At 54.6% G+C, this 25,431-nt stretch carries 19 protein-coding genes; 7 read left to right on the top strand and 12 right to left on the bottom strand.

Annotation, left to right across the window (positions count from 1 at the left end; translation table 11 throughout):
• Window positions 1-27: 27 nt before the first annotated feature.
• Genes JQC75_RS06600 through JQC75_RS06585 form a run of 4 tightly spaced genes read right to left on the bottom strand, consistent with a single transcriptional unit; the run spans window position 28 to window position 5,379 of the window.
• Window positions 28-213, bottom strand: coding sequence for a Trm112 family protein (locus JQC75_RS06600; protein ID WP_203326638.1), 186 nt, complete (start codon window positions 211-213; stop codon window positions 28-30).
• Window positions 203-1,246: a tetraacyldisaccharide 4'-kinase gene (lpxK, locus tag JQC75_RS06595; protein ID WP_203326637.1), complete on the bottom strand. Its 1,044-nt coding sequence runs from the start codon at window positions 1,244-1,246 to the stop codon at window positions 203-205. Before lpxK ends, JQC75_RS06600 begins: the two co-directional genes overlap by 11 nt.
• A gap of 2 nt (window positions 1,247-1,248) precedes the next feature.
• A complete protein-coding gene (gene msbA / locus JQC75_RS06590; RefSeq protein WP_203326636.1) occupies window positions 1,249-3,048 on the bottom strand; it encodes a lipid A export permease/ATP-binding protein MsbA in 1,800 nt (599 codons plus the stop codon).
• A 33-nt stretch (window positions 3,049-3,081) separates the two neighbouring features.
• On the bottom strand, window positions 3,082-5,379 hold the full coding sequence (locus tag JQC75_RS06585) for a DNA internalization-related competence protein ComEC/Rec2 (protein WP_203326635.1): 2,298 nt from the start codon (window positions 5,377-5,379) through the stop codon (window positions 3,082-3,084).
• A gap of 30 nt (window positions 5,380-5,409) precedes the next feature.
• Between JQC75_RS06585 and JQC75_RS06580 the strand changes: the two genes are divergently transcribed.
• Entirely contained in the window at window positions 5,410-5,919 is a 510-nt protein-coding gene (locus tag JQC75_RS06580) for a DUF2062 domain-containing protein (RefSeq protein WP_203326634.1), read from the top strand.
• A 207-nt stretch (window positions 5,920-6,126) separates the two neighbouring features.
• On the opposite strand, the gene lolE is transcribed toward JQC75_RS06580, so the two are convergent.
• From lolE to JQC75_RS06565, 3 genes are all read right to left on the bottom strand, one after another.
• The gene (gene lolE / locus JQC75_RS06575) at window positions 6,127-7,389 is read right to left on the bottom strand and encodes a lipoprotein-releasing ABC transporter permease subunit LolE (protein WP_203326633.1); all 1,263 of its coding nucleotides are present in this window, start codon (window positions 7,387-7,389) and stop codon (window positions 6,127-6,129) included.
• Entirely contained in the window at window positions 7,386-8,075 is a 690-nt protein-coding gene (gene lolD, locus JQC75_RS06570; protein WP_203326632.1) for a lipoprotein-releasing ABC transporter ATP-binding protein LolD, read from the bottom strand. Before lolD ends, lolE begins: the two co-directional genes overlap by 4 nt.
• 64 nt (window positions 8,076-8,139) lie before the next feature.
• Window positions 8,140-9,375: a lipoprotein-releasing ABC transporter permease subunit gene (locus JQC75_RS06565; RefSeq protein ID WP_203326631.1), complete on the bottom strand. Its 1,236-nt coding sequence runs from the start codon at window positions 9,373-9,375 to the stop codon at window positions 8,140-8,142.
• 91 nt (window positions 9,376-9,466) lie between these two features.
• Between JQC75_RS06565 and JQC75_RS06560 the strand changes: the two genes are divergently transcribed.
• The 3 genes from JQC75_RS06560 (at window position 9,467) to JQC75_RS06550 (ending at window position 14,743) form a co-directional block, all read left to right on the top strand.
• Entirely contained in the window at window positions 9,467-10,042 is a 576-nt protein-coding gene (locus JQC75_RS06560) for a hypothetical protein (RefSeq protein WP_203327141.1), read from the top strand.
• A gap of 67 nt (window positions 10,043-10,109) precedes the next feature.
• The gene (gene mfd / locus JQC75_RS06555) at window positions 10,110-13,577 is read left to right on the top strand and encodes a transcription-repair coupling factor (protein ID WP_203326630.1); all 3,468 of its coding nucleotides are present in this window, start codon (window positions 10,110-10,112) and stop codon (window positions 13,575-13,577) included.
• Entirely contained in the window at window positions 13,577-14,743 is a 1,167-nt protein-coding gene (locus JQC75_RS06550) for a peptidoglycan binding protein CsiV (protein ID WP_203326629.1), read from the top strand. The genes mfd and JQC75_RS06550 overlap by 1 nt, the downstream gene beginning before the upstream one ends.
• Here the strand turns inward: JQC75_RS06550 and JQC75_RS06545 are convergent.
• The 3 genes from JQC75_RS06545 to nagZ form a co-directional block, all read right to left on the bottom strand.
• Window positions 14,734-15,009 (bottom strand): acylphosphatase, encoded by a 276-nt coding sequence (locus JQC75_RS06545; RefSeq protein WP_011759443.1) that lies wholly within the window; start codon window positions 15,007-15,009, stop codon window positions 14,734-14,736. The genes JQC75_RS06550 and JQC75_RS06545 overlap by 10 nt on opposite strands.
• 460 nt (window positions 15,010-15,469) lie before the next feature.
• Complete coding sequence (gene ycfP, locus JQC75_RS06540) at window positions 15,470-16,012, bottom strand: alpha/beta hydrolase YcfP (RefSeq protein ID WP_203326628.1); 543 nt, start codon at window positions 16,010-16,012, stop codon at window positions 15,470-15,472.
• Window positions 16,013-16,120: 108 nt separating this feature from the next.
• On the bottom strand, window positions 16,121-17,146 hold the full coding sequence (gene nagZ / locus JQC75_RS06535; protein ID WP_203326627.1) for a beta-N-acetylhexosaminidase: 1,026 nt from the start codon (window positions 17,144-17,146) through the stop codon (window positions 16,121-16,123).
• Between the two features lie 340 nt (window positions 17,147-17,486).
• Between nagZ and JQC75_RS06530 the strand changes: the two genes are divergently transcribed.
• Window positions 17,487-18,863 (top strand): L-serine ammonia-lyase, encoded by a 1,377-nt coding sequence (locus JQC75_RS06530; protein ID WP_203326626.1) that lies wholly within the window; start codon window positions 17,487-17,489, stop codon window positions 18,861-18,863.
• Between the two features lie 57 nt (window positions 18,864-18,920).
• Here JQC75_RS06530 and cysB read toward each other — a convergent pair whose 3' ends face one another.
• Window positions 18,921-19,895, bottom strand: coding sequence for an HTH-type transcriptional regulator CysB (cysB, locus tag JQC75_RS06525; RefSeq protein WP_011759439.1), 975 nt, complete (start codon window positions 19,893-19,895; stop codon window positions 18,921-18,923).
• Between the two features lie 218 nt (window positions 19,896-20,113).
• On the opposite strand from cysB, the gene JQC75_RS06520 reads away from it, so the two are divergent.
• On the top strand, window positions 20,114-20,887 hold the full coding sequence (locus tag JQC75_RS06520) for a hypothetical protein (protein WP_203326625.1): 774 nt from the start codon (window positions 20,114-20,116) through the stop codon (window positions 20,885-20,887).
• Between the two features lie 92 nt (window positions 20,888-20,979).
• Here JQC75_RS06520 and topA read toward each other — a convergent pair whose 3' ends face one another.
• Window positions 20,980-23,598, bottom strand: coding sequence for a type I DNA topoisomerase (gene topA / locus JQC75_RS06515; protein WP_203326624.1), 2,619 nt, complete (start codon window positions 23,596-23,598; stop codon window positions 20,980-20,982).
• Window positions 23,599-23,932: 334 nt separating this feature from the next.
• Between topA and astB the strand changes: the two genes are divergently transcribed.
• The gene (gene astB, locus JQC75_RS06510) at window positions 23,933-25,267 is read left to right on the top strand and encodes an N-succinylarginine dihydrolase (protein WP_203326623.1); all 1,335 of its coding nucleotides are present in this window, start codon (window positions 23,933-23,935) and stop codon (window positions 25,265-25,267) included.
• Window positions 25,268-25,431: the final 164 nt, after the last annotated feature.

Raw genomic sequence — 25,431 nt, 5'->3', positions numbered from 1 at the left:
GGGAGGCTTTTTTAAGTGGCATCAAGCTCACTCGGCAGCATGCTCATGCCATGGCGTGGCGCGGTTTTCCAGCAGTACCGGGATACCCTCGGTGATGGGATAGGCCAAACGGTCGAATTTACAGATCAATTGATCCGCCGCTTTGTCGTATTCCAGCTTGCCCTTGCACACGGGGCAAGCAACGATTTCCAGGAGTTTTTTATCAAAGGCCATGGGTGTTTCCTTGCTTGGCAGTGGCCGCCCGGTTCAGGGCATCGAGCAGCCTGGGTGAAAATGTTGGCGGTAGATTCGCATCAACGGCGAGATACCACCAGTGTTGTTTGGCAAATTCGCGACATTTAACCGAATCTTTTTCGGTCATCAGCAGTGGGCGACCATCGTCGACAGCGGCAATATCCGCGGCGCTGAAGGCCATGTGATCAGCAAACTCATGGGTCTTTTTAAGCACAAAGCCCTGGGCTCTCAAGGTCGAGAAAAAACGCTCAGGATTGCCAATGCCGGCCATGGCATTAACAACGTCGCCGGGGCGTGGCGCCGAACTATCCTGCTCATTGGTGTTGCTGTCTTTGGCCTTGCCATGGATTGCAGCAACAGGGAGCAAGCCAGTTGGCTCAAGGGTCATGGCGTATTCGTCCGCTTCGGCACTGGCGCCATTACAGAGCACAAAATTCACTGTGTCTTTGCGCCAGCGGCCCTCCCGCAGTGGCCCTGCGGGCAAGAGCCAGCCATTGCCAAAGCGGCGCTCACCATCAATCACCAGAATTTCAACATCCCGCGCGAGGGCGTAATGCTGCAAGCCATCGTCGCATAAAATCACATTCACGTCGTGGCATTGCAGCAGCTTGTGGGCCGCCTTGATGCGGTTACGCCCCACCACCATAGGAACGCCGGTACGCATGGCTATCATGGCAGGCTCATCCCCCACCTCGGCAGGAGACATACCCGCCACAACCTCACGCTCTCCTTCGAAGGAGGCACCATAGCCACGGCTTATCACACCGGGACGCCAGCCTTCGCGGCGCAGCATGTCAATGAGATAGAGAACAGTGGGGGTTTTGCCGCTGCCACCGGCGGTGATGTTACCCACCACCACCACGGGCACAGGCAAGCGCTGGCTGCGCTTAAGCCCCAGTCGAAAGGCCCAACGTCGCAGACTGCTGATAAGCCAAAACAGCAGCGACAGGGGCAGCAGCAGCCAGGCCGCCGGGTGTCCCTGATACCAGATTTTGTGCACAAAACTTTGCATAATCAGCCGGTAAACTGCATTTGGTAGAGTTTGGCGTACATACCATCCTGAGCCAACAGTGACTTGTGGCAGCCTCGCTCCACAATGCGCCCCTGCTCTATCACCAGAATTTCATCGGCACTTTCGATGGTCGACAGGCGGTGAGCAATCACGATAGAGGTGCGATTCTGACGCAGGTTCTCCAGCCCTTCCTGAATGGCCTTTTCTGATTCGGTATCCAGTGCCGAGGTAGCCTCATCGAGGATGAGAACAGGTGCATTACGCAACATGGCACGGGCGATGGCGATACGCTGACGCTGACCACCGGAAAGCAGCACGCCGTTTTCGCCCACCTGGGTATCCAGGCCATTGGGCAGTTTGCTGATAAATTCCATGGCATGGGCCAGCGTGGCCGCTTGCTCTATCTGCTCACGGGTCACTTCCCAGGGGCAGGCATAGGCGATATTGTTGGCGATGGTGTCGTTAAACAGGGTGACCTGCTGACTGACCAGCGCCACCTGGCTGCGCAGGTTTTTGAGACGATATTCCTCAACATTCACGCCATCGAGCTCAATGGCGCCCTGCTCGAGTCCGCCATAGAAGCGATTAATCAGGCTGGCAATGGTCGACTTGCCTGACCCCGAGCGCCCCACCAGCGCCAACGTCTTGCCCGGTGGCACATCAAAACTGATGCCATCGAGCGCACGGTTTTCCTGGCCTTCGTAACGAAACGCCACCTGGTCAAAACGTACATGGCCTTTGACCCTGTCGGTTTCAAAGCGTCCCTTGTCGGCCTCGGAAGGAGTATCCAGCAGCTCAAATACCGTGGTACAGGCGGCAATACCGCGCTGAAACTCGGCATTGACGCGGGTCAGGTTCTTGATGGGCTGCAGCGTTGCCATCATGGCAGCCAGTACGGTGGCGAAGGTGCCCGCGGTAAGCTCACTCTTCAGGGCGTCGAAGCTGGCGGCCCAGAGCACAAAGGCCAGTGCGAAGGAGCCGATAATCATGATGGTGGGCTGGCTGATGGCCTGGGCCACGGCAAGCTTCATGTTCTGATGGCGATTCTGATCGTTCACCCTGGCAAAACGCTCGGACTCGGTTTCCTGTCCGCCAAAGGCCAACACGTTTTTATGGCCCTTGATCATCTGCTCTGTCACGGCGGTGACACCGCCCATGGCGCTTTGAATTTGCCGTGAAATTTTGCGGAAGCGGCGGCTCACAGTGGCGATGACCAATCCTATGATGGGGCCGACAATCAGGATACAGAGGGACAATTTCCAGGAGTTGTAAAACATCAGTGCCAACATGCCCATCACGGTCACACCATCACGGACGATGGAGATAAGCGCGCTGCCGGAGGCCCTGGCGATTTGTTCGGTATCGAAGGTAACGCGGGAAATCAGGTTGCCCGAGTTTTCCTTGTCGATGTAGCTCACCGGCAGGGTCAGATAATGCTCAAACACCTGCTGGCGCATGTCCATGATGAGCTTGGCGCTCATATAGGAAATGCCATAGGTAGACACAAAGTTGGCCAGGCCCCTCAGGGTAAAAAGCCCCACTACAACAAAGGGTGCCCAAAACAGCACGCTGTTGTTGGAGTCAAAGCCGGATGAGTTGCCCATGTCGACACTTCCCGACATACCAACGCCGGAAAAGCCTTTATCAATAAAGGGTTGGATAAAAGCAATAAAGCTGGCGTCCACTGCGCCATAGAGCAAAAGCGCCAGAACAGAGACGATAAAGATGGACTTCATGGGTTTGAGGTACCCCATGAGACGCTTGAACACCGTCCAAACTTCCTGATTATGAGCTGTAGTCATTGATTCATCTGAGCGTATGACAAAGTCCGCATTCTACTCTGTAATCGGCCTGTGACCAACTCCAAAGACCCGGTTATACCAAAAAGGCGCCAGAGAGCCACGATAAGTTTTCACTGTGATTTCATCGTTCAGGTAGAGGCTTATCTGGCCGGTGTCGGCAACAGTCAATGCCTGACTGCCCTGGGACAGGTATCGTTGCAGCACAGCGTCTTTGGGAAAGCCATATCGGTTGTTGGCACCCGCCGCAAACAGAGTGATGGCCGGTGCCACCCGCGCGATAAATGCCGGCGTGGATGACGTAAGACTGCCATGGTGAGGCGCAACCAACACATTGGCCGCCAGCGATGCGCCACTGCTGAGCAGCAAGGCCTCTGCGGAGGCTTCGATATCGCCGGGCAACAAAAGCCGCGAACGACCATCGCCCACGGCAATCACACAGGAGGCATTATTGCCAACCCGGCCGGAAGGCGCTGCTGTGGGTGACAGGACTTCCACCAACAGCTGACCAAAGGCAAACACCCGGGGTCTGCAGGGCATGCGCTGCTTAGCTGCAATCGATTCGCCTGCCCGGGTATCACTTATCAGCAAGGTAATTGGCATCGTTTTGGCAAGCGCAGCGGCGCCCCCTGCATGGTCCTTATCCTCATGACTTAACACCAACATATCGATTTGCTCCCGTCCCTTGGTACGCAAAAACGGTAACAGGGTGCGCTCACCATGGGAGAAGCTCTCACCAAAGGCCAAACCTGTGTCATACACCAGGGTTTTATCCTGACTGAAAACCACCACTGCCAGCCCCTGCCCCACATCGAGTAAATGTACCTGCCATTGGGGCGTCCCTTTCAAACTCACTGCCAGCAAGAGCGGCAACAGTAAGGAGGCACTCACCCACTTAACAGCCCGTCCAACAGGCGAAAACAGTAAGACAGCGCCTGCAGTGGCAAAACACAGGGGCGCTATCAGCTGCTCTGGTACGCTCACCCAGGCACCGGGTAAGCGATCACTCAGCTGAAGAAGCCCGTCGAGTGGGAGCAGCGCCGCGAGAGCCGGCGTAAACGCCCAGTCAGCCGAGATCCCAAAGGGCAACAGCAAAATAAAAAATAACAGCCCGGCCAGCGCCAGTGGAATGGCCACCAGCGAAAACCAGGGCACCATCAGCAGATTGATCCACAGGCTGTGGACGCTCACGCCGCCAAAGAGCACCAGCTGCAGCCCCCCCAGTCCGATACTGAGCGCCAGCTGCAGCCTCACCAGTGACCACAGATAGTGTTTTAACCGGCCTGGGAGCCCGTCAATGGGCGCTGGCGGCCTGGTCAATATCATCAACATGATGACAATGGCCCCAAAAGACAGCCAAAAGCCCGCAGATAAGGGTGATAAGGGATCCAGAAACAGCACTGCTGCCAGGGCATACAACAACCGCTCCCAGGGCGAAGCAAAGCGGCGGCTGAGGGTAAGCAGCACCACCAACGCCAGCATGATAAAGGCACGGCGAGTGGGGATACCCATCCCCGCCAGCAGACCATAGAGCAAGCAGCCGAAGGTGGCTACCACCATGGCGATCACCAGGTTTCGCCTGTCCTGACGGGGTGCCACCGAGGTCAGGAATCCTCTGCAAAGCAGTAATAGCCAGGCGCCAAGCACCGACATGTGCAAACCCGAAATGGCCATCAGGTGCCCAGTCCCCGTCTGCCTGAGCCGCTGCCAGGTGTCTGCATCTATGCCTTGCTGCTCCCCCGTCAGCAGCGGATAGAGGAGCGCCTGCCGGGGTTTATCCGAAATGGCCTGTCCGATGCGCTCAAGCAAGTATCCCCGGGGGCCCGCCGCCTCTGAGACCTTTCTTGCGTCCAGCACCCTGGCTTTAATCCCGACATGACGCGACAACAGGTAACGCTGGCCGTTAAAGGTACCTTCGTTAAGGGGCGAAGTGATGGAACGGGGCGCCAGACGGAATTCCCACAGCTGCCCCGGACGGATTTGTTCAGTTGTTCGCCAGTTGAGTCGAATTTTGCCCTCAACAGGCCAGATTAATTTTGGTTTAACAAGGCGTATATCTATACTCTGCCAGTCGCCGCTGTCAGACACAGGTGCTATTATCTCGCCACGCACCCAGGAATCACCGGCTTTTTGCAGATGGCTGTAATCGAACAGCATATGGGTGTAAACAGCAACCCACGCCACGGCAGTCAGGGCTCCACTGAGCACAGGCAACTTGCGGTAACACCCCAATGCCACAAGCAAAAGCAGGCAGGCCGGCCAGGGCGGAAGCACTGGCCAGAGCAGCGATGAGATGACAAGGGCACAAAAGCCCAGCAGAAATGGGTTCTTCACAGCAGTAAGTTAAGACAGCATTATCCGCCTATGCCAAAAAAGCTCATCAAAAGGTTTATGCCGCACCCGGATGCACTGAAAGATCACAAGCATCTGAAAATGTTTGGCACCCTGTTGCATAAACCCAATCTGTGGCACCTGAATCGCCGTTCGGCGCCAGGTGCGTTTGCCGTTGGGCTTTTTATGGCCTGGATGCCCATACCTTTTCAAATGGTGGCAGCCGCCGCCATGGCCATTTTCTTCAACGTGAATCTGCCGGTGTCTGTGGCGTTGGTATGGATAACCAATCCAGTGACCATGCCTTTTCTGTTTTATATCGCCTATCAGATGGGGGCCAAGCTGCTTGGCCATGCGCCGCAGCCCTTCGTCTTTGAGGCCAGCTGGCAATGGCTGGAGTCCTCCCTGGCTACCATTGGCCCCCCTTTCCTGCTCGGTTGTCTGGTGCTGGGATTGATAAGCGCCATCATCGGCTTCTTTGTGATTAGCAATCTATGGAAGTATTCGGTGCTCTTTAAGTGGAAAAACCGCACCGCGCGCTGAGGCGTCATCAGGCTGGCTTGGCAGAGGTTCCATTATTCCCACCGCATCAGCCACACAGCTCAATTGGCTGCAGCCAAGTAGCCAACAAGTAGTTAAGTAGCCAAGTAGCCAAGTAGCGAGCCATTATGCAGCTCTGCTACAGGCGCCAACTCACATGTCAGCCATAAAAAAACGCGCCCCGGGGCGCGTTTTTTTGTTTTGATAATGCTAGCGGCCGGCAAGTGCCGGTGCCGGCTCAGTAAGGCTCGCCTTATAGGCTGGATAAAGCGTCGCCAGAAGACTCATCACCAGAGCCATCACAGCAACCACAGCCACATCCTGCCCATGAAGTTCTGACGGCAGGAAGTCGATAAAGTAAACGTCGGATGACAGCAGCTGAATACCCAAAGCGCTTTCGGCCGCCCTGGCCAATCCGGACAGATTCAGCGCCACCAGCACGCCGGCACTGACGCCAAGCAGGGTGCCAAGGAGTCCGCTGATGGCGCCATGCACCATAAACACCAGCACTATGGCACTGCGTCTGAGCCCCATGGTCATCAGGATGGCAATTTCCGAGGTTTTGTCCCGCACGGCCATCACCAGGGTAGAGACGATGTTAAAGCAGGCCACCGCTATCACCAGTGCCAGTACCAGATACATCAGGGTACGCACCAGTTGTATGTCCTGGTACAGGTGCCCCTGGGTACGGGTCCAGTCACTCATGTAAAGGTATTGAGTCTGGGTAAAACCCAGCTCGCGGATGAGTTTGGGCGCCCTGAACACATCGTCCACGGCAATGCGTACCCCGCTGACATCCTCTCCCATTTCCAGCACCCGCGCCAGATGCGCCATGGAGGCATAGGCTGTAACCAGCTCAAGCTCGCCGCCCAGCTGGTAGCTGCCACGCACCACAAATCGGTGGCTGCGGGTAGCACCCAGTTTGCCGCTCTGGCGACCACTCAAATCCGGCACAAAGAGTACCAGGGCATCGCCTTCATTCAGGCCAAGCTTGTCCATCAGCGACTGACCGAGCACTATGGCGTTTTCATCCTGACCAAGGGCTTGCCAGGCATCTGCGGGCATATAATGCTCAATCCCCGAGACCTGCCCTTCCAGAGACGTGTCTATACCCACCAGGCTCAGCCCCTGAAAACCACCCTGGCGCTGGGCCAGTCCCTGTAAGCGGATAAAAGGCGCGGCGCCACGAATACCGGGGATTTTCGATGCATCGGCCACCATAGTCTGCCAGCTGTGCACAGGCTCATTCACGCCGACCAGCTCGGCATGGGGCACCACGTCCAAAAACCGCTCCCTGAGTTCACGCTCAAAGCCGTTCATGGCAGACAGGACAATAATCAGTACCGCCACCCCAAGGGCGATACCCGCGGTGGAGGCAAAGGAGATGAAGCTGATAAAGCTGTTCGACTGGCGGGCGCGGTAGAAACGAAACCCCAGCCACAGCGGCAATGCACTGCCAGCTCTGGAACTCATTGGCGCGCTCCGGCGGTTAATTTGCCACTTTTCATCGACAGCTGTCTGTCCATACGGGCGGCCAGCGCATTGTCGTGGGTAACCACCACAAATGCGGTGCCCAGCTGAGCGGCCAGTTCACGAATAAGGGCATACACGGCTTCGCCACTGGCGGCATCCAGGTTACCGGTGGGTTCGTCAGCCAGCACCAACTTGGGTTGATTGATAAGGGCCCTGGCAATGGCGACCCGCTGACGCTCGCCACCAGATAGCTCAGAGGGCGCATGGGACAACCTGTGACTCAGGCCCACCCGCTCCAGCAGGGCTTCGGCGCGGCCAAAGGCAGTCTTTTTATCCACCCCGGCTATGCGAGCCGGCATGGCCACGTTCTCGAGTGCGCTGAATTCAGGGAGCAGATGATGAAACTGATAGATAAAACCGAGGCTGGCGTTACGGATTTGCGCCTGGCGAGCCGCGCTCAAACGGTAAAGGTCTTCGCCTTCCAACAGCACCTTGCCACTGGTGGGTTTATCTAGCGAGCCCATGATGTGCAAGAGCGTACTTTTACCCGAGCCTGAACCGCCCACAATCGCCAATTGCTCGCCGCGGTATACCGAAAGGTCCACCCCGCACAAGACCTGGGTTTCCAATTTGCCTTCCCGGTAGGTCTTGCTGACGTTTTCGACTTTAAGCAATATGTCTTGCATCTGTATTCTCTCTCACCGGCGCCACGCGCCTGAATGCCTTGGGCATAAATTATTCGTATCTGAATTATTCGTATCTGAGCGCCGACGCAGGCTCCACCCGGGAGGCCCTGAGCGCCGGGTACAGGGTGGCCAGCAAGGTGATGACCACGGTGCCCAGCACTATCAGCCACAGCTGCTCCGCTGAAATAATCACCGGCAGTGGCTGTCCGGCGCCCAGTACGGCAATGCCGAGGCTGCTTAGCAGCGGATTCAGGTTCAGCGTCAGTAACAGGCCGGCAATCAGCCCAAGCACCAGCCCCAGCAGGGCATTCAGGGAACCCTGGGTCACAAAAACGCCCATCACGGCGCTGCGGGTCAGCCCCTGAGTCATCAGCACCGCCACGTCGGTGGTTTTATCCACCACCATCATCACCAGCGCAGATACGATGTTGAAGGCTGCCACCGCCACAATCAGACTGAGCATCAGCGACGTCATGTTTTTTTCCATTTTCACTGCGCCGAACAGATGGCCATAGCTGTCGCGCCAGTCGTGGACGTTGAGCGGCTTGTCGTCGCCCGCCAATATCTCCGGCACTGATTGTCCTATGGTTTCGGCCTTGAAGGGATCGTCCAGATACAACCTGACAGCATCCACCCTGTCAGGGGACTTTCGCATCAAGCGACGGGCATCGTCGTAGTGAATAAAGGCAAGCTGGGCATCCACCTGAGATCCCATCTGAAACAGGCCCGAGACGATAAATTTACGTTGGCTGGGCACGGGTCCCAAAGGTGAAAAGACCACACCTTCACCGCTCAGCACCCGGATGGTGTCGCCTACCGCCACATCCAGCTCCGACGCCAGCTGCACGCCGAGGATTATACGGTATTCACCGCTGACAAGGCTGTCGAAGGCGGGGGAATAGACGGTGGTGGTTTGGGTGGCCAGCCTCGCCTCCACTTCGGGCAGGATGCCGGAAAGCTGCACGGCACTGATGTTGCTGCTCGATTGCAACATGGCCTGGGTACCTGTGGATGGGCTTACGCCCACGATGTCCGGCAACTTTGCTTGCAGCTGGTCGGCTGTTTGGCGCCAGTCGGCAAAGCCATCAGGCTTGTCGATAACCACCTGAGGTACGGCGCCAAGAATGCGCGTTTTGAGCTGCCCTTCCAGGCCGTTCATCACTGAGCTGACCACAATCAGGGCGGCGACACCGAGGAAAATGCCACTCACGGCAAACAGGGTAATAAAGGAAGCGAAGGCATTGGCCTTGCGCGCCCGCCAGTAGCGATATCCGATAAGAAAGGCAGAGGATGAAAACATGTGCGCTGCTGATGCCTTGGCTGTGCTTGCGTATTTATTTGAGTGGGCACGATAATAGGGGTATCTCACCTATAAATAAAGAGGCATGTCCTTGTTAGCCGATCCCAACGCCTATTTCAGCGTGACGCACGATTTCAATGCCTATTTACAGCCGTTTGACGGCCCAATGCCGAATGATGCCGAGCTGCTTGGCATGCGCAGCGTGGGCTTGCAGCTTCTCAGTGACGTAAAGACCCTGGAGGCCGGATGCCTGTTGCAATTAAGGCAACTCGATAACGAAGCCAAAGCCGTGGTGGACTTTTTAAAATTACAGTCGCGCAAAGTAGACATGGTGCTGCACTATGTGCTTGAAAATGAGCAGCGCGATGGCAAACGCCATCAGGGCTTGAGTTTTGGTGGCAGCAATATCCTGGTTGAATCCCAGGGGGAGCTGCGCCCCGGCGATCTTTACAAGACCACGGTTTACATTCGAGATGAGCTGATTGCTCTGGTGTGTATTGCCCGGGTTGCCTCGGTCAGCCACGAAGAAGGCCGTGAGCTTACCGAGCTCGTTTATGAGGCCATACTCGAAGCCGACGTGGAGCATCTGGTCAAAGCCAGCCTCAGCGTACAACAAAAGCAGTTAAAGGCGCGCAAACAGCAAGCACCACGCCCCCCGGAAAGGTGACAAGTCTTAGTGCTTGCCTCTACAATGAGCGCCTGATTTTTCGCAAAAAACCGGCAATCCAATCCGAATGAGCTCATTTACGGTAGACCGTCTTCCCAAGACTCCGGCCAAAGGCCGGGTGTCTGCTGTCAGGCTGCCTGGCGGCGTTGCCCGCGCCCTGACACTGGCCGAAATGACCTGCAGTTACGCGGGTACCACCCTGATAGTCACCAGCGATACCCCCACAGCCCTGGTGCTGGAGGCAGAGCTAGGTTACTTGCTTAAGCCCCGTGGTATCGACATTTGCCTGTTTCCCGACAGGGAAACACTGCCCTACGACAGCTTTTCGCCCCACCAGGACCTGATTTCCCAGCGGCTCGAAACCCTCTCCAATCTGGAGCGGGGCCAGGGGCGTTTAGTGATAGTGCCCCTGACAACTCTGATGGTGCGTTTGCCTCCCAAAGCGTTTTTGGCGGCCAATGTACTTATTCTTAAAAAAGGTGACCGTTATCAGCTGCAGCAGATGCGTCAGCATCTGACAGACACCGGCTATCACCTGGTTGAGCAGGTTTATGAGCACGGTGAGTTTGCCATCCGTGGCTCGATTCTCGATATTTTCCCCAGCGGCGCCCGGGAGCCACTGCGAATTGAGCTCTTCGACGATGAAGTGGAGTCGATTCGCCATTTCGACCCTGAGACTCAGCGCTCCAGCGGCGAAGTTGACAGTATCCGCATGCTGCCGGCAAGGGAGTTTCCCACCGACAGCCAGGCCATCGAAGGGTTTCGCCAGCGATACCGCCGCACCTTTGAGACAGTGACCAACGCGGCCGAGTCTGTATACCAGTTGGTCAGCCGCAATCTGATGCCCGCGGGCATTGAAAACTACCTGCCGCTGTTTTTTGATGACACCGCGACCCTGTTCGATTATCTGCCGGACGAGCTGCAAATCATCACCACAGGCGCCCTGCATCAGGCGGCGGAACATCACCTGAGTGAAATCCACAGCCGCTATGAAGACCGGCGGGTTGACCCGCTGCGGCCCTTGTTGCCGCCCAAGACGCTGTACCAGACAACGGAAGAGCTGTTTGCCCGCTTCAAACAGTATCCGAGAATTGATTTGTCCGGCGACGAAGGCGATAAATCCCTGGATGCCGCCCCCCTGCCCGACATCCGGGCCAATCACAAACTCAAGCAGCCGCTTGAATCCCTTGCGCATTGGGCGCAGGCGGGCCAGCGCATCGCCTTTGTTGCCGAATCGGAAGGCCGCCGGGAAGCACTGCTGGATCTCCTGGGCAAAGCCAGCCTGAAGCCAAAGCTTTTCAGCCATCTGGATGAGTTTCTCGCATCAGACAGCCACCACGGCCTGATAGTGGCACCGCTGTCCATGGGCTGTCAGCTGAAAATCGGTAAATCCCAGGTAGCCGTGGTCTGCGAAACCGAGCTTTTCGGTGAGCGGGTTTCACAGGAGAGACGCCGGGACAAACAGCGCCAGCTCAGTCAGGATGTGCTCATCAAAAACCTGGCCGAGCTCAAGGTTGGCCAGCCGGTGGTACACCTTGAACACGGTGTGGGCCTGTATCAGGGATTGGAAACCCTCGACACGGGAGGCCTGGTAGCCGAGTACCTCAAACTCGAGTATGCCGGCGGCGACAAGCTTTATGTGCCTGTATCGGCACTGCACCTTATCAGCCGTTTTGCGGTGGGCAACGATGACAGTGCGCCGCTCAATCGCCTCGGTAACGAAAGCTGGAGCAAGGCCAAGCGCAAGGCCATCGAAAAAATCCGCGATGTGGCGGCAGAGCTTTTGGACGTTTATGCCCGCCGCGAGGCCCGTCCCGGGGAGCCCTGCACCCTGGATGAAGCCGAATACGCGCAGTTTGCCCAGGGCTTCCCCTTTGAGGAAACCGTGGATCAGGAAACTGCCATCAAGGCGGTTATCGACGATATGTGCCAGCCCAAGGCCATGGACCGACTGGTGTGTGGTGATGTGGGCTTTGGTAAAACCGAAGTGGCCATGCGTGCGGCCTTCCTTGCGGTATCCAGCGGAAAGCAGGTGGTGGTATTGGTTCCCACGACACTGTTGGCGCAGCAGCATTTTGAAAACTTTAAAGACCGCTTCGCCGATTGGCCAGTGCGCATTGAAGTGATGTCGCGCTTCAGAACTGCCAAAGAGCAGCAGGCGGTACTGTCGGCCATGGGTGAAGGCAAGGTCGATATCGTAATTGGCACGCACAAGCTTTTGAATACCGAGCTGAACTTTGAATCTCTCGGTCTGCTTATCATCGACGAAGAGCACAGGTTTGGGGTCCGCCAGAAAGAACGTATCAAGGCCATGCGCGCCAATGTGGATATTCTGACCCTGACCGCCACACCCATTCCCCGTACCCTGAACATGGCCATGTCAGGCATGCGTGACCTGTCTATTATCGCCACCCCACCGGCCAAGCGTCTGGCGGTGAAAACCTTTGTGAGGGAATACGACAAGGCCACGGTGCGCGAGGCGATACTGCGGGAAATTCTGCGCGGTGGTCAGGTGTATTATCTGCACAATCAGGTCGAAACCATCGAAAAGGCTGCTCAGGATATTCGAGAACTGCTGCCCGAGGCGCGGGTCGTCACCGCCCACGGACAGATGCGCGAGCGCGAGCTGGAACGGGTGATGTCGGACTTTTACCACCAGCGCTTTAACGTGCTGGTGTGTACCACCATCATAGAAACGGGCATCGACGTCCCCAGTGCCAATACCATCTTGATAGACAGGGCCGACCACTTTGGCCTGGCGCAGCTGCACCAGTTGCGGGGCCGTGTTGGGCGCTCCCATCACCAGGCCTATGCCTATTTGATGACGCCCCATCCCAAACTGATGACGGTGGATGCCCGCAAACGGCTCGAGGCCATTGATGCGTTGGAAGATTTGGGCGCAGGTTTTATGCTCGCCACCCAGGATCTGGAAATCCGCGGCGCCGGAGAACTCCTGGGTGATGAACAAAGCGGCCACATTTCCAAGATAGGTTTCAGTCTCTATATGGAAATGCTGGAAGGGGCGGTAAAGGCACTCAAGCAGGGCAAAGAGCCGTCGCTGAGGCAAATGCTGGGCGCTCAGTGTGAAATCGACTTGCGGATCCCGGCCCTTCTGCCCGACGATTACGTAAGCGATGTGAATATGCGACTGTCGCTCTATAAGCGGATAGCGGGCTGCGACACTGAAAAAGCCGTGGACGAAATGAAGGTTGAACTTATCGACCGCTTCGGATTATTGCCTGACGCCACGCGCAACCTGTTAACCATGACAGTACAAAAGCACAGGGCCACCCGACTGGGCGCCAGTAAAATTGAGATGCACGCCCGCGGCGGCAGTATCGAGTTTGGTGAAGAGCACAGGGTCGACCCCGGCTTTATCATCGGCTTGCTTTCGTCACAGCCCCAAGTCTATCGTATGGACGGCCCCAATAAACTCAGGTTCACCCTGCCTTGCGAAACCGCCAAGGAACGGTTGGACCTACTGGAACTGCTGCTGGAGCAGCTCGAACAACACAGCGTTGGAGAAGGAAAATAATGATCCGCAAACTTGCGATGAGCGCAGCTTTTTGTTTGCTGCCCCTGAGTCAGGCCATGGCCGAGTCCTGGTTTGAGGTCGAAGTGTTCCTGTTCGAGCGCAATCAGCCCAGCGCCGAGGAGTGGCCAGAGCAAACCCGGCTGCCAGCCTTCGCCAAGGGACGGGATCTTATCAGCCCTGTGCTGGTGCCAAGGGATGCATCTTTGGTGCCCTGTTCAGAGGAAGAGCGTATCGTCGACAGCCTGCGTTGCGATGCCATGGATATGCAGATAACCAGTGTTACGCCAAGTTACCCAAGCCCAATGCCGGTAAAGGTAGTGGCACCATCTCAGCGGGCGGCTGAACCCGGTGCCGGTGCCCTTCTGATGGATAGCACCAAACTGCAATTCAATGATGCTGTGCGTCAGCTCTCCCGGGAATCCGGTATCACGCCACTGCTCCATATGAGCTGGCAGCAGGCGATGCAACCCAGACACGCCTCCACACCGATTCGCCTGTTCGGTGGAGAGAACTTTGCCGACCGTTTTACCGCCATGGGCACATTGAGGCCCGCGCAGGACCCTGTGATGGAAGCCGGAGAAAGCAGCAATGCCTTTGGGCTGACGATTACGTCCGACATGACGCAAGACACTGCCGGGTCAAACAGCGGCGATTCTCAGGCCCTGATTGCATCTGATGCCTCAGGTGGGACATACGGCCAGCTGCAGACTGATAATGGCCTGTCCAGCGGTACGGTATTTCGGCACAAAACACCAGATCCGGTGTGGCAACTGGACGGCCTGATCAATATTTATCTGAGTCACTATCTCTATATTGAGTCCGATTTGGTGTTAAGAACCCCGGGAACCCGTAAGGTAGCGGTTGAGCAAGAACTGCTGGCTTCGAGCCAAAGCGACACCCTGGCAGCAGGTGCTTCGGCCACAAAGAGCGGCCAGCAAATAGCATTTGAAGAGCAGCCTTTCCTGTTTGCAATCCCGCTGACCCAGAACCGACGGGTCCGTAGCGGACAGGTGCATTACTTCGACCATCCCAAACTTGGTATGGTTATCCAAATCCGCAAGATGGCGCAGCCCACTGGCGCCGTGGATGTGGAAGAGCCAGCAGCAGAACCCGAGGGGGATGATACCCCCGAGGCAGACGTGATAAATCAGCAGACTCAGGATTGAGTGATTGAGAAGTCGAGGTAGATTTCATCTGCCTCGTCTTCATTGACTTCGACTGCGTTGACGCTGGCGGCAGGCGAACCTTCCCAGCACCAATCGATGAGTTTCTCCACCAAAGGCGCACTTCCCTGAGCCAGAATTTGTACTGAGCCATCATCCATATTGGTCACATATCCTGTGACTCCCAGCTCCCTCGCCCGCTCCAGGGCAAACCGCCTGAAACATACGCCCTGCACCTTGCCTTTCACCCGAATCAGCACACGCCTCATGTGGACCTCCACCTAAGTGATTGTGTAATGAGCATACGACATCAATTGGAACAAGGAAAATTGAAGCGGAATTTTATGAGGAGCAAAAAAAACAGCTAACAAAACGGCTGTTAGCTGCATCGGGCGACATACGCAATCGGTTGGTCCCTTGGGACCAAAGTGCTTTCATTGATACGAATTGTTACAACCGCATCAGGAAAGGCCGACACTCTACCGCCTGACCGTGAATTTTCAATGCCAGGATCCCCCTCAACGATAAAAATGCTTTAACTTGTGACGCACATCACAAATGAAAGCGCTTTTATCAAGACCGCGTACTGTATTTTGGCTGCGTGATATGGTACGGAAGTTCTATTTAAGCCATGCATTTCAGGCTCAGGTGCTGCGCCCCTGAAATCGGCCGATACTCAGCCAGAGACCTGAGATGTCGCGAAAACGAATTTAAGAGCGAGGCCCGGGATCAAGGCGCAGTCATAAAGGCTTTTATGGTCGGCAGGTGGCTGCCAAGCTCCGGGAATTTATGGGGCTGTTCATCATCCCAAACGATGGGATAAAAGGGAGACAAGGTGGCAGACGCCACCTTGCTGTCGAGCACTTCGTCACGGCGTGAAAGAATACACAGGCAGCGCCCCTGATTCTTCTTACGAAACTCAGTAACACACTTGGCCGCGATATCGGCATATTCCTCTGGTCTGTCGATGCGCCCCACCATGTTGTGCTCAGGCGTAAGGTTGGGATTAATCAGCACCGCACGGATGCCGTTCAAAAAGCCAATACGTTCGGCCCAAAACGCCCCCAACCCAACACCCAGGGCGATGACCTGTTGCTTATCTACGTCAGCCAGTTCACGGGCAACATCATTCAGCATCTGCTGCATGTCGTATCTGGGATGCTCGGTGGAATAGCTAATCAGGCGCACATCAGTATCGATAAATCGCAACTGGCGCATTTTTTCGTGGTTGCCGGGACTGGTGGAGTCAAAACCGTGGAAATAGAGGATCATCAGAAAAGCCCACTGTGCTGTGATAGCTAAACCCTAACAGGGCAAGGGGCAGAAAAGCTTGCGCATCATCAAATAATGCGCAAACTTTGCGAACTTAGACGGACAGAATTAAGGCTGATAGCCTATGGACAGGGCAAGCTCACGGGCTTTTTCCCAACGTTCTTGGTTATCCAACGCCTTAATGGCTTTGATTGGGTCAGGCCTCAGCGCTGCCGCATTACGACGCGCCCTGCCATCATTCTCATTCAGTGACGCATGAGCTGCCAATACCGCCAAGGCGCCTTCACGGTTATTACAGACCAAAATCATGTCACAACCTGCCGACAGCGCTGCATGGGCTCTGGCGGGATAGTCTCCGGCAAAGGCGGCACCTTCCATGCCCAAATCGTCCGAAAAAATCACGCCGTCAAAACCCAGTTCGCCTCTCAGTTTCTCCTGTAACCAGAAAGACGAAAATCCAGCAGGATTGGGGCACAGTTTGTCATACACCACGTGGGCTGGCATCACACCATCGAGGCGCTGGGCACCAATCAGCTGTTTGAACGGCTGCATATCAAGGTTGAGGATCTCACTTGCCTCGCGGCTATCCACAGGCATGGCCACGTGGGAGTCGGCCTTAACGCTGCCGTGTCCGGGGAAATGTTTGCCCACCGCCTTCATGCCGGCGCTTTCCATCCCGCGGATAAAGGCATCAGCAAGCTCGGTAATCTCGTCTGGATTGCTGCTGAATGCGCGCCTGCCAATCACGTCACTGACGCCATTAACATCCAATACGGGGGCAAAGCTTAAATCGATATCACTGGCAAGGAGCTCCACCGCCATCAGAAAGCCCAGCTCAGTGGCCCAGCGTTTTGCCAGCGCCAGATCCTGGCCTGCGGCCGGTAATATGTCTCCCATGGCGGGGATTTGGGTGAATCCCTCGCGAAAACGCTGAACCCTGCCGCCTTCGTGGTCGACGGCAATAAGGAGGTCGGGGCGTACCCGTCTGACAGACGCTATCAGGGCATTTAACTGGGCGCGATTTTCAAAGTTGCGGCTGAACAAAATAAGACCGCCCGTCATGGGGGAAGCCAATAAGGCCTCTTCGTCACGCTCAAGTTGGGTGCCTGCTATATCAAGCATCAAAAAGCCCATAGATTCTCCCTATAAAAATTCATCACATATCAGGCCAGTTGAACAACGCCTATCAACAATTAGTAAAAATCCATTCTGCGATAACGCTATCTTAACGCCAAATCCAGCGTGAACATCAGACGTTAGTCAGATTAATCCGAACCTGATTGCATAAAAATAACTAATGAAACTATCTCTCAGGATTGTGGGATACTTATTGGCTGCGGAGCCGGATTGTCCCGAATGACGCTGCCCTCAGTACTGAGGGGACCAGCCGAGGTTACCGCAAAGCACTCCGGTGAGCGAGCAAGCATCGGACAGACGACTAAAATAACAACTACATCCTAACAGGGCCCAAGCTATGATCAGTGTATTTGACATTTTTAAAATTGGAATAGGTCCTTCCAGTTCACATACCGTCGGCCCCATGAAGGCTGGCAAAGAATTTGTTGCCCGTGTCGAAAACATGGGCATGCTGGCGCAAGTCGATGAACTGCGTGCCGAGCTGTTTGGCTCTTTGGGCCAAACCGGTAAAGGCCACGGCACCGGTAAAGCCGTTATTCTGGGCCTCATGGGTGAAGATCCTGAAACCGTTGATACCGACGCCATTGATGGCATTCTGGCCCAGGTATCGAGTCAGGAAACCCTGACTCTGGCCCAGGGGAAAACCGTCAAATTTACCCGTGAAGACGGCATCATTTACCACAGACGCAAGACCCTGCCAGCCCACGCCAACGCCATGACCCTCTATGCCTTTGCCGGCGGTGAGTGCCTGTATCAGCGTACCTACTATTCTGTGGGTGGTGGCTTTGTGCTGGATGAAGACCAAATCGAGCGCAAAGACCCCTCACCCGCCACCCCAATCAAGGCGGCACCTTACGACTTCAACAGTGCCCAACAGTTGCTGGAGATGTGTACAGATAATGGATTGTCGATTTCATCCCTGATGATGCAAAACGAGCTGACACTGGCCAGCGAAGAGGACGTCAAGGAACGGCTGTGGCATATCTGGCAGACCATGAAAACCTGTATTGAAAAGGGTTATAAAAAGGAAGGTATGCTTCCGGGCGGTCTCAAACTGCGTCGCCGTGCCCCTGGACTCTATCGTCGCCTGCAGGCTGAAGGTCGCAACAACGTCGACCCACTCAATGCCATGGACTGGGTAGACCTGTTTGCGCTGTCAGTTAACGAGCAAAATGCGGCTGGCGATCGCGTAGTGACCGCGCCAACCAATGGTGCCGCCGGGATTATTCCTGCAGTGCTCTGTTACTTTGATACCTTCGTACAGCAGGTGGATATGGACATCTGCGCCCGCTACCTCCTGACTGCCGCCGCGATTGGCATTCTTTACAAGAAAAACGCCTCTATCTCAGGAGCCGAAGTAGGTTGCCAGGGCGAAGTGGGCGTCGCCTGCTCCATGGCCGCCGCCGCGCTGACTGAAATCATGGGTGGCACGGTTGAGCATGTTGAAAATGCCGCCGAAATTGGGATGGAGCATAACCTGGGCCTCACCTGCGACCCGGTAGGTGGCCTGGTACAGGTGCCTTGTATCGAGCGAAATGCCATGGGCGCGGTAAAGGCTATCAACGCCTCTCGTCTGGCACTGCGTGGCGATGGTAATCACAAGGTATCCCTTGATAAGGTGATTAAAACCATGATGGACACCGGCCGGGATATGCGCAGTAAATACAAGGAAACCGCCAAGGGTGGCCTGGCAGTGAATATTGTAGAGTGTTAATTCTCACTCCATAAAAAATCCCGCTTCGTGCGGGATTTTTTATGGGCGTAAACCAACTCAGCGAATAGGCAGTTCTCTGTCGGCAAACATCTCTTCGATGAGTATGGGGTCACGCAAGGCCACGGCTTTTTCAACCACATCACGGGTGAGATGCGGCGCAAAAAGCTCAATAAAGTCATACATGTAGCTTCTAAGGAAACTGCCCTTGCGAAACCCGATTTTGGTGGTGGAATGGGCAAACAAATGGCTAGCGTCGATGGCCACCAAATCCCTGTCAATATTGGGGTCAATCGCCATGGATGCCAGCACCCCCACACCAAGGCCCAAGCGAACATAGGTCTTGAGCACATCGGCACTGGTGGCAGAAAACACCAGTCTTGGCTCAAGTCCGGCGCGATTGAATGCCCGCTCAATTTCTGAGGCCCGGTCAAAACCGAACACATAGGTCACCAATGGATAGCGCGCCAACTCTTCAATGCTGATTTGGCTGCGTCCAGCGAGTGGATGATCCCGGGTCACCACAATGGAGCGATTCCAGTGATAGCACGGCAGCATGATTAGATCTGAATAAAGATGCATGGCTTCAGTGGCAATGGCAAAGTCTGCTTCGCCACGGGCTGCCAACTCACTTATTTGAGTGGGCGTGCCCTGATGCATGTGCAAATTCACCTTGGGATAGCGTTTGATAAAGCCCTTTATGATGTGTGGCAACGCGTATCTTGCCTGGGTATCAGTCGTGGCGATGTTCAACTCACCCTGATCTGGCTTGGTATACTCTTCGGCGACCTTTTTAATACTTTCAACTTTGCCCAGAATATCGTTGGCAATCGCAATAACCTGCTCACCAGCCGGTGTAACATGGGTTAAATGCTTGCCACTGCGCCCGAAAATCTGGATCCCCAGCTCATCTTCGAGCATGCGAACCTGTTTACTGATCCCCGGCTGTGAGGTGTAGAGGTTTTCTGCCGTGGCGGACACGTTCAGGTTGTGGTTAACCACTTCGGCAATATATCTGAGTTGTTGAAGTTTCATCTCGCTTCCTTAGCCACTCCCAAGGGGCGGGAGGCCAATCTTAAGCAGGCTATCTATAATCATGGGTTATAGTACACCGAATAAATTAAATCAAACAGGAATAACAAAACCCATTCGTCCAATTTGAGCGACATGTCCCCCAAGCTGCGCTAAGATATCTATGCTAGTTTATTGATTTATTGTAGCATTGGCTGAATTGTAACAATAATGGACGACCTATGTTATTAATGATCCTGCTCGCATGTGGGGCCTTGTTGCTGCTCATTATTGGAGTCAACGTCGTTCAGCAGCAAAAGGAACGCGCAGAGGCCGAGCGGCGTACAGAAGTTGCACGGCAACGGGCAATTATCGATGAGACCGAAGGCGTACTTTCCAACACAGGTATGTTTCCCTGCAGCACCCATGTAGTGATGGTGCTTTATCGACGCATTCAGGAAGCGCTGGCGGTTGCTGTCGATCTGAGTTCGGGACAACCCAAATCCGATTACCAACGTCGATTGATTGATGTTCAAAGCCAAATCGAAGGCATGAAAGGTGCGGTGAATGTGCCGCCCGTGGAAAGCTTTCGCTTACCGGATAACGACAAGCAAATTCTGGTGATTGTGCAAACCCTGAAAAAGCTTAAAGCCATACTCAGAGCAGAGCACAATAAAGGCAAAGTGGACCCTATGATATTTGCCGATGAAGAGGCACGGGTAGACAGTCTGCAATTGCGTATTAACGTCGAATCCATGATTTCCCGTGCCAGAGCCGCCTGTTATATGAAGCAATATGGCTCTGCCAAGCAGATGGTGACCAAGGCGCTTTCAACCCTGCACGCCATTAAGGCGCAGACCCCGAACGATCCTTTTATTGGCCGTAAGGTTGATGAGGCCAAGCAGTTGCTGGATGAGATCATGGGAGCACAGAAGCTGTCGCAGCCAAGTGCTCCAAGCTCCCGCAAAGAAGGCGACGATTTGGATATGCTGTTCCAGCCCAAGAAGAAGTGGTAGCCCTGTCACTCATTACGTCTAAGCCATAAAAAATCCCCGCAATGCGGGGATTTTTTTATTCAGGCAACCTTTGGGTTGCCCGGTAAAGCGGCTTATTTGGATTCAACCCATTTGCCATCTTTGTAGTGAGCGCTCCAACCAGTGGCTTTACCATTAACCTCGGTGGCCACATATTGCTCCTTGGTCTTACGGCTGAATTTCACCAGCGCCTTATTGCCTTCCGCATCAGCGACAGGCGCATCCGCCAGATACTGATACTTGGGCCACAGGGCTTCACGGTACTTCTTAAGCTCTTCAACCAAAGGCGCGCGTGTTTCCCGTGAGCGCGGGAAGGTACTGGCCGCCAGGAAGATCCCGGCCGCGCCGTCCCTGAGCACAAAATAGGCGTCAGACTTGGTGCATTTCAGCTCAGGAAGATGAATAGGGTCTTCCTTCGGTGGCGCAGCTTCGCCATTTTTAAGGAGCTTACGGGTGTTTTTACAGCTCTCGTTGGTACAGCCAAAATACTTGCCAAAGCGGCCGTTTTTGAGCTCCATATTGCTGCCACAGCGGTCGCACTCAATGACTGGGCCTTCATAGCCCTTGAGCTTAAACGCCCCCTTCTCGACTTCGTAGCCGTCGCACTCCGGGTTATTACCACATACATGAAGCTTACGGGTTTCATCGAGCAGATAAGAGTCCATGGCAGTGCCGCACTTACCACAGCGGTGCATGGCTCTTAGCGCGTCAGTCTCGGCATCTTCACTGCTATCGCTGATGGCTTCTTCACCGGGTGTCAGATTCAGAGTCGTCTTGCAACGCTCTTTGGGCGGCAAGGCATAACCCGAGCAGCCAAGGAACACCCCGGTAGTGCCGGTACGTATACCCATTTGACGGCAACAGGTGGGACAGGGAATATCCGTCAGCACCATTTGATTGGGACGCATGCCGCCTGCATCGGGTTCGGCCTCGGCTTTCTCCAGCTTGGCGGTAAAGCCGCTGTAAAAACCGTCCAGCACGCCCTTCCAGTCTTTGTCGCCCTTGGCAACATCGTCCAGGGTCTGTTCCATACCCGCAGTAAAGTCGTAGTTCATCAGCTCGCTGAAGCTTTCGACCAAACGCTCGGTGACAATCTCACCCATCTTTTCGGCGTAGAAACGACGGTTTTCCACCTTCACGTAGCCTCGGTCCTGAATGGTCGAGATGATGGCTGCGTAAGTTGACGGACGGCCAATGCCACGCTTTTCGAGCTCCTTTACCAAAGAAGCTTCGCTGTAGCGTGCAGGAGGCTTGGTAAAGTGCTGCTTGGGATCCAGTGCCTTTAGAGAGAGCGTATCGCCCACCTGAACATCCGGCAGGGTGTTGTCTTCTTCGTTCTTTTTCTTCAGTGCAGGCTGTACACGGGTCCAACCATCAAATTTGAGAATGCGGCCGCTGGCCTTGAGCTCATAATCGCCCGCTTTGACCGTTAATCGGGTCGCATCGTAAACGGCAGGAGTCATCTGGCATGCCACAAATTGCCGCCAAATCAGCTCATAGAGGCGCTGTGCGTCTCTTTCCATGTCTGTCAGGCTGGCAGACTCCACCTTAACGTTTGAGGGGCGTATGGCTTCGTGAGCCTCCTGTGCACCTTCTTTACTGCCATAACGAAGGGGAGACTCAGGCAGGTACTTGCTGCCAAATTCTTTTTCTATGTGCGCGCGTACATTCTCAAGCGCTTCCTGACTCAAGTTGGTTGAGTCAGTACGCATATAGGTGATGTGCCCCGCCTCATAGAGCCTTTGGGCAAGCATCATGGTCTTTTTCACCCCAAAGCCCAACCGGGTACTCGCCGCCTGTTGCAAGGTGGAGGTAATAAAGGGGGCGCTTGGCTTACTGGAGGTTGCCTTGTCTTCACGGTCTATGACCTTGAAGGTGGCTCCCTCAAGCGCACTGACTGCCGTCATGGCTTGAGACTGATTGACAGGTTCAAAGGCGCTGTCACGATAACGGCTGACGTCCATCACCAACTCAGCCGCTGCTGGCGTGCTCAATGTGGCGTGGACATCCCAAAACTCTTCGGGGACGAAAGCCTTGATTTCGGCTTCACGCTCAACCACCAACCGCACGGCAACCGACTGGACGCGGCCAGCGGATAACCCCCGTGCGACCTTTTTCCACAGCAAAGGCGACACCATAAAGCCCACTACACGGTCCAGGAACCGCCTGGCTTGCTGGGCGTTAACCATATTGGTGTTCAAATCAGTGGGGCGGCTGAAGGCCTCCTGAATAGCGCTTTTGGTAATTTCGTTGAATACCACACGCTTATATCTGGATTCGTCGCCACCTATCACTTCCTGCAAGTGCCAGGCAATGGCCTCCCCTTCTCTATCCAAGTCGGTTGCGAGATAGATTTGGTCAGCGCTGCTGGCAAGAGATTGAAGTTCTTTGACCACCTTCTCTTTACCGGGCAGTACCTGATAGTTGGCTTGCCATCCATGTTCGGGATCAACACCCATACGGGCAACCAAGGATTGTTTATCCTTTTGCGCCTTGTATTTGGCCTTTTCCTCAGGATTCATTTTGCGAACTTCGGCAGCTGACTTGGTGCTGGCTTTGCCTTCGGCGGCAGACGAGGTTGGCAGATCACGAATGTGGCCAACACTCGATTTCACAATAAATTCTTTACCAAGATACTTGTTGATGGTCTTGGCTTTCGCCGGCGATTCGACAATAACGAGCGATTTACCCATAGCTTAATTTGCGCCAAAAGTCTCGAGAAGGTAGAAATTGGCACCATATATAGAGGGTTGAAACCGCAGTTTCAAGCGCTTCCCTCAGATATCTGGACCAGCGAGTCACTTTTTAATCAATAATGAAAAAAATGTTTAAAAATAACTTTGCGTAATTAAAAACTAATATTTCATATTCCGCCAGCAAGCAAGCAATAGTTATGCAAATCTGGCAATTGTCACGACTTTTGCTGTCTTTAGGCAACTTGTGAAGCAGGATTGTCCCAGTATACTGAGGCCTTCATCACATAATATCTATACAAAAACCAAGCTCGAGCCCCACAGAGGACAAGCAATGAAGCACTTCGAAGCAAACTTTGATGGACTGGTTGGCCCTACTCACAACTATGCCGGTCTGTCTTTTGGTAATGTCGCCTCCCAAAGCAATGCCGCCCAGATTTCAAACCCCAAGGACGCAGCCAAGCAAGGGCTGAAAAAAGCCAAAGCACTGGCTGATATGGGCTTGGTACAGGGTGTGCTGGCACCTCAAGAGCGCCCGGATCTTCACACGCTGCGCCGGGTAGGTTTCTCGGGCTCGGATGCTGATGTGCTTTCTCAGGCAGCAAAAGCCTCTCCGGTGCTGCTGCAAGCCTGTGCCAGCGCCTCCAGCATGTGGACCGCAAACGCAGCGACAGTTTCCCCAAGTGCTGACAGTGCGGACGGAAAGCTCCACTTTACGCCAGCAAACCTCGTCGACAAGCTGCACCGCAGCATAGAACCTGCAACCACTGGCAATATATTGAAAGCCATATTCAGCGATGAGCGTTATTTTGCTCACCACCAACATTTACCAGAGCATCCACATTTTGGTGATGAAGGTGCAGCCAACCATACCCGCCTGTGCCATGATTATGGCCAAGCCGGCGTCGAAGTCTTTGTCTATGGTCGCAGTGTTGCCGACCTGTCCCGTCCCGCACCGGTAAAATATCCAGCAAGGCAAACGCTGGAAGCCTCGCAAGCTGTCGCCAGATTACATCAGCTCAGTGATGACCGCACTGTGTACATACAGCAAAATCCCGATGTGATTGACCAGGGCGTCTTCCATAACGATGTGATTGCCGTAGGTAACCAAAATGTGCTCTTTTACCACGAGCAGGCTTTTTTGGAGACCCAGGCCAAACTCGCTGAAATCGATAAAAAAATGCGTGGCAACATGCATTTTATCGAAGTACCCACTGCCAAGGTGGGCGTGCAGGATGCGGTTAAGAGCTATCTCTTCAATACTCAGATAGTAACCCTGAAAGATGGCAGCATGGCCATCATTGCCCCCACCGATTGCCAGGAAAACGCGGCTGTACACGCCTATTTGAATGAGCTGGTCACCCTGAATACCCCCATCAAGGCAGTACACTACTTCGATGTGAAGCAAAGCATGCAAAATGGTGGAGGCCCTGCCTGCCTGCGCCTGCGGGTTGCGATGAACGATACTGAACTGGCAGCGGTCAATCCACAGGTAATGATGAATGATGCCCTCTTTGCCCGCCTGAACCAATGGGTAGATAAACACTATCGCGACCGCCTGAGTACCCAGGACCTGGCAGACCCGCAGCTATTGATTGAATCGCGCACCGCACTGGACGAGTTGACTCAAATCATGAACCTTGGCAGCGTATATCAATTCCAGCGTTGATACTAAGTCGGTTAAAACGATTCAAAGAAAAAGCCGCTTGAGTAGCGGCTTTTTATCAGTTATTTTTCACATATCTGGACTCTCACAGCCCATAAAACATCAGAACCTTCAGCATCGCTGATGTAGATTTACCCCCCCCCCAAAAAAAATAAAGAACCCTCAGT

This window comes from Shewanella litorisediminis, from assembly GCF_016834455.1.
GTDB classification, from domain to species: domain Bacteria; phylum Pseudomonadota; class Gammaproteobacteria; order Enterobacterales; family Shewanellaceae; genus Shewanella; species Shewanella litorisediminis.
This window is presented reverse-complemented; position numbering and strand designations above follow the sequence as displayed.